The organism is Methanobrevibacter sp. (genome assembly GCF_045126245.1).
Classification (GTDB): domain Archaea; phylum Methanobacteriota; class Methanobacteria; order Methanobacteriales; family Methanobacteriaceae; genus Methanocatella.
The window spans coordinates 1-7,512 of record NZ_JBGVOG010000121.1 but is presented as its reverse complement, the minus strand read 5'-3'; the positions used below and the strand labels follow the sequence as shown (position 1 = coordinate 7,512).

Below are 7,512 nucleotides of genomic sequence, written 5' to 3'. Positions count from 1 at the left end.
TTGATCCAAAGTCACTCCCAATTTTTCTGCAAGCTCTGTGTGGGGATTGTATCCGACGCTTATGAAGACTCCGTTTGCCGGAATTTCGGTTAATTTCCCTGTTTTTGTATCTTTTAGTGTGACTGATTCCACAAGCATGCTCCCTTTTATTTCCTCGACGGTTGCATTGTAGATAACATTGATGCTTTCCTCTTCAACGAGGTTTTGAAGATGTTTTTGGGCTCTGAATTCATCTCTTCTGTGGACGATTGTTACGTTGGCACCCAAATTGTTTAGATAAACAGCTTCCTGAAGTGCGCTGTTTCCTCCGCCGACCATGATGACATCCCTTCCGTTAAAGAAAAATCCGTCACAGGTTGCACAGTAGCTGACGCCCTTGCCTGCAAATTCCTCTTCGCCTTTCACGTTCAGGTGTCTGTGGGAACTGCCGGTAGCCAATATGATTGTTTTTGACTGGTATGCATCTTTATCTGTTTTGACTGTAAATCTGTAGTCATCATTTGTTTTGGTTATTTCCAAAACGTTTTCCTGCTCATGCAATTCGCAGTTCTTAACTGCCTGTTCCTTCATTTTTTCGGTTAGTTCCAGGCCGGAAATGATGTCATAACCGGGATAGTTTTCCATAGCCGGAACTTCACGGCCGATTCCTCCCGCCAGGTCCCTGTCTATTATCAGATTTCTGGTTCCCTGGCGGCCCGCATAGATTCCCGCTGTCAACCCGCCGGGCCCCGCGCCGATGATTATTATGTCATACTGTTCCATTTTTTTCACCTATATTGTTTTAAAAAGCATTTCTTATTGATTCATTCCTGAGGTGCTTTCGGCAGATACGGGATGATTGCATCAGCCAATTTGCTTACAGGCATGGTCTGTATCCATACTTTTCCAGGACCTGTCAATCTAGTGAAAAATAGTCCTTCCCCACCAAGAAGCATGTTTTTGACGCCTTTGACTCTTTCGATATCAAAATCGACAGTCTCTTCCATTGCCGCAACATGGCCTTGATTTACAAGAAGCTTTTCTCCAGGCTGGAGGTCATGTTCGATAACTTCCCCATCGATTTCCAAAAACAGCATTCCGTTTCCGGTGAATTTCTGAAGTACGAATCCTTCTCCGCCGAACAGTCCTGCTCCAAGTCTCTTTTTGAAGTACATGTCAATGTCAACACTCTCTTCAGCCGCAAGAAATGCATTTTTCTCGCCGATGATGGAATTTGATCCGTTCAGTTGGATTGGGATGATTTTTCCGGGATAGCACGCTGAAAATGCGATTTTCTGATTGTCTGACTGTGCTGTAAAAAAGTTTAAAAATATTGTATCTCCTGACAATGCCCTTCCAAGACCCTTTAAAAGGCCACCTCCTGTATTGGTGTCCATCTTGATGTCTGAGGTCATGAATGCCATCGCTCCGGTTTCATCTTTCATTGTTTCTCCTTTCTGCAATGTGCAGATTACTGTAGGAAATGAGCCTCCGCTAATTTCGTATTCCATTTTGTCACCTTGTAATTTGTTTATATTAATCTATTAAATTTTGATAGTATATATTGTTTAAAGAATTACTCCTGAAATTTGGCATTTCAAGAATGTCGGATGCGGTTTTATACTAGTTGGATTTGTTTAAAAAATATTACACAATATGAATTTTTTTTATTGGATATTTAAAAAATTCTGCCTGTAATATGGGTATAGTAATATTTAATAGTTAAAAATTATACAATATTTAATATTGGGGAAAATTTCTGAGGGGGGAAATCCTTGATTAATAAAAAGATTATGGTAGTTGCATTGATATTGGCATGTCTATTGACAATGTCGGCTGTTAATGCGGCTGAAAATGAAAACGGAAATATTAGTGTTGATGAGGTAGGAGACGGACAAGTGGCTGAAACTCCTATCGAAGATGTAACTTTGGGAGAATCTCAAGAAAATGTCTTGCAGGGGAATCCTGAAAGTGTTAATGTAGAATTTTTCGGTGAAAAATTTGAGTTTGAGACTGATGATAATGCAACAGTAATGATGATTTATTGGCCGGAGAATATGCCTGATAATATTCCGGTCACTGTTGATTCCAACGGCAGTACCAATTATTTTTACCATGAAGGTGATGATGTTTACACAATAGTGCATTTAAAGGATATGAATTTTAAGGAACCTGGTGATTATAACCTCTGGGTATACTGTAATGGCACGGATCTTGCAAGTCAGACAATTACCGTAATTGAAACATTAAGGCCTATCGATTTCATAGAATTGTATGAAAAAACCATTTCCTATGATGATGAAGATGAGTTCATTTCTATCGTTCATGACGGATATAATGGTGAAGATGGTCTTGAAGGAAACATATCTCTTTTTGCAAACGGTAATCTAGTTTACACTGAAATGTTTTATGGAACAGGGTTTATGGAAATAATTATACAACAGAACTGGATAATCCCTAGTTTGGTCGGAAAAAATTATGTTACAGTTAAATATAGCAGGTATGATGGAAGGGTATTTGAGTTAAGCGAATGGATTACTGTCCTCTTGCCTGATGGAACATTTACGGATTTGGCCAATGAGATTGATGCCGTTGAGGAAGGCGGAACATTGACTCTTAACAGGGATTATGTCTATAATGAAGGCCATTCAAATGAAGGAATCGGCATTTCAAAAGCGATAACAATTGATGGGCAGGGACATACCATTAACGCAAACCAATCCTCAAAGATTTTTTCCATCAATTGTGATAATGTTGTCCTGAAAAATATCCGATTTGCCAATGCCACATATATAGGAACAACCACTACCGGAGATGAAGGGGGTGCCGTTTCAGGTGGTACTTCAGTCAATTGTACTTTCGAATTAAACACTGCAAATTATGGTGGTGCGATAGCCCATGGTTCTGCTATAAATTGTACTTTCATAAGCAATTCTGCTAACAGTGAAGGCGGTGCTATTTACTATGGTAATGCCACAAACTGCAGGTTTTATAGCAACACTGCAGACTCCGGCGGCGCTATCAAAAGTGGTAACGCTATGAATTGCAACTTCACCAACAATTTTGTAAGCGGTTATGGCGGTGCTATTTATGACGGCGATGCTACAGGATGTACTTTCATCAATAATTCTGCAGTTACAAATGCAGGAGCCTTGGATATGGGAACTGCAATCAATTGTACTTTCATCAATAACAGTGCAGATTATGGTGGTGCAATGTGCGGTAATGCTGAAAATTCCGTGTTCATTAACAATACTGCTAGAGAGAACGGCGGTGCAATGTACTGGGCATCTTCAGTGAATTGTACTTTTACAGGCAACACCGCAAGATTTAGCGGAGGTGCCATTTACGATGGTGTTGCTCGATATTCCAATTTTACCAATAACAGCGCTGTTGAAGGCGGCGCCATTGGCAACGGTGATGCATATAACTGTATTTTCATCAGTAATTACGCAACAGATAGTGGAGGCGCAATATTTGTGGGGCGTATTAACGGTTCTGTTTTCAGATCCACATTTATAGACTGCCATGCTGAGAATATGGGTGGAGGAATCTTCTTCTATGCTGAAAACTGTAGTATGATTGATGCATTTTTTGAAAACAATACTGCAGAAGAGGGTCCTGACTGGTATTCAGTTCATAATCTCACTGTCAAAATGTCAACTAAACTTATAGTCAGTCAAATAAGAACTACTTATGGCATTCCTGGAAATTTGATTGTAGCATTGAAAGACTTATATAATCGTAATTTGTCTGGAAAGGATATTGCAGTACTGTTAAACGGCAAATATTATTATGGCGTCACAGGTTATGACGGTCAGACTTCATTTACACTTCCTGACAATTTAAAACCGGGCACATATACAGCAAACATATCCTATGCCGGAGACAGCATGTTCTATCCGATAAGCATGACAGTGCCCGTCATTGTGGAAAAGGCGGATACTGCACTTTCAGTGCATTATGATTATGACTCTAATGAGATGGTTGCTACCTTAACCAGTAATGCTACAGGTCAGGCAATTAAGGGTTATACCTTAACTGTCAAGCTTCAGGGTGAAACATATAGGCTTGTGACTGATGCTGCTGGTCAGGTCAGGGTCTCCGGTGCCGATTTGGTTCCTGGAACTGTTTATACTGTTTCTGTTAAATTTAATGGCGGTACTAAATATAATGCTGCTAAATTAACTGAAAAAGTCCCTGTTGTTGCAAACACTACAATTGATGCGGTTTATAGTGATGATACAAAAGAATTCATTGCTACATTAACCAATAACGCTACAGGTCAGGCAATTAAAGGTTTCACTCTCAGGGTAGACCTCAATGGTAAAAATTACAAGCTTGTAACTGATGCTTGGGGACAAGTAGTCATTTCAACTGCTGGTTTTGATTATGGCACTTATCCTGCTACTGTCACTTTCAAGGGTTCCACTAAGTATAATCCATCCAATGCAACATTTGATGTTGTCGTAAATAAAATACAAACTTCCATTGATGCAACTTACGATGCGGAAAATAATCAAATCGTTGCAATTTTGATTAATGATGATGTAGGCGTTTCTATCAAAGGAGGTACTGTTGGTTTTGTCATAAACGGGGTTAAAACTCTTGTTACAACAGATGCTAACGGTCAATCCGTACTGTCACTTGAAGGTTATGACTTGACTTCATTTAAGGTATCCGTTTCATATGGAGGAAATGCAAAATACTTCGGATCCGTAAGGGTGGTGTTCGGTGAAGTCAATAAAACCGCAACATTCATTTCAGTAGTTTATGATAGTCAAAACGATGAAGTAATTGCTAGGGTAACTAATGAGGATACCAACCAGTTAATTAAAGGCGCTACTGTAGGTATTGAAATCAACGGTGTTAAAAACATTGTAAAAACAGATACTAACGGTTTTGCCAAAGTTTCAGTTGCGGATTTAGGTCCAGGCGCTTATACCGTAACCGCTTCATATTCCGGAAACACCAAATATTCCGGAACAAGTGAAACTGTAACAATTGTAAAATCAGCATAGGGCTGTGATGTTTTAGCTTAAATTTAAAATAAAGGGGATTTTTTCTCCTTAACTTTTTTTTATTTTTCAACTGAAATTAAATGCATGAATACTTGAAACTTCGCATTATAATCCCCATGTTTCTACTTTAAAAATTAATTTTTTAAATCATTTATTTAATTTAATGATATATTTTTCCTTTTCCAAGTCATTTTTACCAGTCAATGTACATGTTTCGCCATTTTTCCTCATTGTCTGTGAAGTTGGCCTAATGATTTGACCACATAATGTAAACCTTTTTATAATATGCCAACATTATTAATTATTAGTTTTTTAGGTGTTGTTATGGAACCTGTTGAATTGGGGGTTATGAGATGAAAAATTGTCCTGAATGTGGTGCAGTAGCTGCAGATAATGATGTTTACTGCGAAAATTGCGGTTTTGATCCGGATTTTGATGGGGGAAGTTGGGACTATGGACAACCTGACGATTCAAGAATAAATTATACTCATCGCAAGCCTACTAAAAACCAAGACCCTTACGTTTTCGGTAAAGAAAGTTTTTCATTACTTTTGATTGCAATGTTTGCAGTCTTTTTATTGTTGTTTTTATTCCGTTTTGTATTAAAGTTATTATAACGTGGTCTAACAAATGCAATGCTTCGATGCAAAATAAAAAAATTAAGGGTTGTTATAGAAATGCTATTTTTCAACCGCTTCTTCTACAGTATGGCAGTCACTATCCTTTTTTAAAGCCAGTTCAATTTGGAATGTGATAATGTCATTTTCAATCTTGTCTTCCAGAATAATGTTTTTGAACTCTCTAATCACCCTGTCAAATTGCAGTGTTCTTCTCAACAAATCCGCTTTTATAAGTGTCAAGGTGTTCTTTTCATCATCGCTTTCAGCTTCAATCTTATCTATTGACTGTAAAGCCAATTTCCTAATTTCAACTGCAAGTTCATCATCATTATCATCACAGGCCCAGGCACAGTGGAGAAGAGAGAAAAATTCAGAACGGTAATCTTTTCCTGCCTTGGATATCAGGTAACGCTTGTAGAATCTTTTGGATAAATCTGATTCAAAGTCATTGCCGTCACAGGTCTGATAAGCATCAGTTTTTAAAAGGTCTTCTGGCATTTCAGATTTGTTTTCAAGCTTAGCAGCCACATAGCCGCAATGGGGGCATTCAACAAGCCAAGCAAACATGCTGCTTCTCTGCATTTCGGCTGGTCTTAAGTCAAGGTCCGGATAGCCCCAGGTGCTGGTGCTTGATATGACCGGTTGCAAGCTGGTTTCGCCGCAAACGGCACAGGTTTGGTTGAATTCCATAATGGTTGTCATAGGTTACACATAGTTTCAGGTTGTATTTAAACTTTTAGCTAAAATTTCATTTTTTATTTCTTTTAGTTTTCAGGGCGGGTTATAGCTCATGAATTCATTAGTTTTTGTATGTTTTCACAGGTTAAATCATGCCTATTTGGAATTTAGATTTATTTTAGCCAATTGTTATTAGTGAATATGTAAGTTGCGATATATGTATATAAATCTTGTTACTAAATTATTAATTAAAAGAACTATGGGGTTAATTAAATGGAAAAGAATAAAATGATTATTATTGCATTGATTGTTGTTATTTTAGCACTTTTAGTTGGAATTTTAGCGGTCATGCCAAATACTGCAAAAACAGATTCCAAACTTGAAATAATTGGTAATGATACATTTTCTGAAGGAGATAGTCTTCAAATCAAATTGACTGATGTTAATGGAACAGCTTTAACTAATCAAACTGTAAAAATAACATTAACTGATAAAGATAACTACTATTCAGAGGATGCTGTTGTTACAAACGATGAGGGTGTTGGTGAATTAAAACTTGATAAAAGTGTTGGTGAATATGATGTAACTGTTATTTATGATGGTAATGATGATTATAATGGATGTAATACAACTAAAAAAATAACAATTAAGGAAGAAACTGTTGAAGTGAAAGCTACTCAACAATCCTCACAACCATCAAGTTCGCCATATAGCATAAATAATTTACCTCCAAGTAATGACCCATATCCTGAAACTGGTAGGGAGCAAATTGATGAAAATACTGTAATGCAGACATATGAAGATGGTTATATTAGTTATGTGGATTTAAGGACTGGAAAAAGAACAAGTGGCGGATTTTACAAATAATGAGGTGTTGATAGCATGGAAAAGAATAAAATGATTATTGTTACATTGCTTGTGATAATTATTGCTCTTTTAGCAGGCATATTGATATCAATGCCAAATTTAGGAAAAACAGATGCAACTGCTGAAACAATGAATAACACTACTACTGTTAATGAAACTACAAGTACTCCAGTTACATCAGACACTATTACCGTAGAATTACCAAGTTTTGATACAAAGTATACTAAAACTGTTGGCGAGTATACTGTAGAAGCAGAAAAATGGATGGGCGGATCTGTTGGGGGATTTGAGGTTCACTTGTATAAAAACGGTGAACCAGTTTACAAAGACTCTTATATGACTAGAGC

General features: G+C 37.4%; 7 protein-coding genes. 4 read left to right on the top strand and 3 right to left on the bottom strand.

Annotated elements, in window-relative coordinates:
* Both ACJMLZ_RS08650 and ACJMLZ_RS08645 read right to left on the bottom strand, forming a co-directional pair.
* The coding region (locus tag ACJMLZ_RS08650; protein WP_405305220.1) for an NAD(P)/FAD-dependent oxidoreductase at positions 1-762 on the bottom strand (762 nt) is incomplete at its 3' end.
* A gap of 41 nt (positions 763-803) precedes the next feature.
* The gene (locus ACJMLZ_RS08645) at positions 804-1,490 is read right to left on the bottom strand and encodes a TIGR00266 family protein (RefSeq protein ID WP_405305219.1); all 687 of its coding nucleotides are present in this window, start codon (positions 1,488-1,490) and stop codon (positions 804-806) included.
* Positions 1,491-1,754: 264 nt separating this feature from the next.
* Here ACJMLZ_RS08645 and ACJMLZ_RS08640 point away from each other — a divergent pair, with 264 nt between their 5' ends.
* Both ACJMLZ_RS08640 and ACJMLZ_RS08635 read left to right on the top strand, forming a co-directional pair.
* Positions 1,755-5,000, top strand: coding sequence for a hypothetical protein (locus ACJMLZ_RS08640; RefSeq protein ID WP_405305218.1), 3,246 nt, complete (start codon positions 1,755-1,757; stop codon positions 4,998-5,000).
* A 353-nt stretch (positions 5,001-5,353) separates the two neighbouring features.
* The gene (locus ACJMLZ_RS08635) at positions 5,354-5,617 is read left to right on the top strand and encodes a hypothetical protein (RefSeq protein ID WP_405305217.1); all 264 of its coding nucleotides are present in this window, start codon (positions 5,354-5,356) and stop codon (positions 5,615-5,617) included.
* A 63-nt stretch (positions 5,618-5,680) separates the two neighbouring features.
* Here ACJMLZ_RS08635 and ACJMLZ_RS08630 read toward each other — a convergent pair whose 3' ends face one another.
* Positions 5,681-6,322 carry a hypothetical protein gene (locus ACJMLZ_RS08630; protein WP_405305216.1) on the bottom strand — a complete coding sequence of 214 codons (642 nt, stop codon included), beginning with the start codon at positions 6,320-6,322 and terminating at the stop codon, positions 5,681-5,683.
* A 249-nt stretch (positions 6,323-6,571) separates the two neighbouring features.
* Here ACJMLZ_RS08630 and ACJMLZ_RS08625 point away from each other — a divergent pair, with 249 nt between their 5' ends.
* Positions 6,572-7,165 (top strand): hypothetical protein, encoded by a 594-nt coding sequence (locus ACJMLZ_RS08625; protein WP_405305215.1) that lies wholly within the window; start codon positions 6,572-6,574, stop codon positions 7,163-7,165.
* A 15-nt stretch (positions 7,166-7,180) separates the two neighbouring features.
* Positions 7,181-7,512, top strand: a 332-nt coding sequence (locus ACJMLZ_RS08620; protein WP_405305214.1) for a hypothetical protein, incomplete at its 3' end; no start/stop codon positions are given.

Bases quoted from the DNA above. Each gene is read 5' to 3' on its own strand.
- ACJMLZ_RS08645 (WP_405305219.1), bottom strand. From the start codon at position 1,490: ATGGAATACGAAATTAGCGGAGGCTCATTTCCTACAGTAATCTGCACA.
- ACJMLZ_RS08635 (WP_405305217.1), top strand. From the start codon at position 5,354: ATGAAAAATTGTCCTGAATGTGGTGCAGTAGCTGCAGATAATGATGTT.
- ACJMLZ_RS08630 (WP_405305216.1), bottom strand. From the start codon at position 6,322: ATGACAACCATTATGGAATTCAACCAAACCTGTGCCGTTTGCGGCGAA.
- ACJMLZ_RS08625 (WP_405305215.1), top strand. From the start codon at position 6,572: ATGGAAAAGAATAAAATGATTATTATTGCATTGATTGTTGTTATTTTA.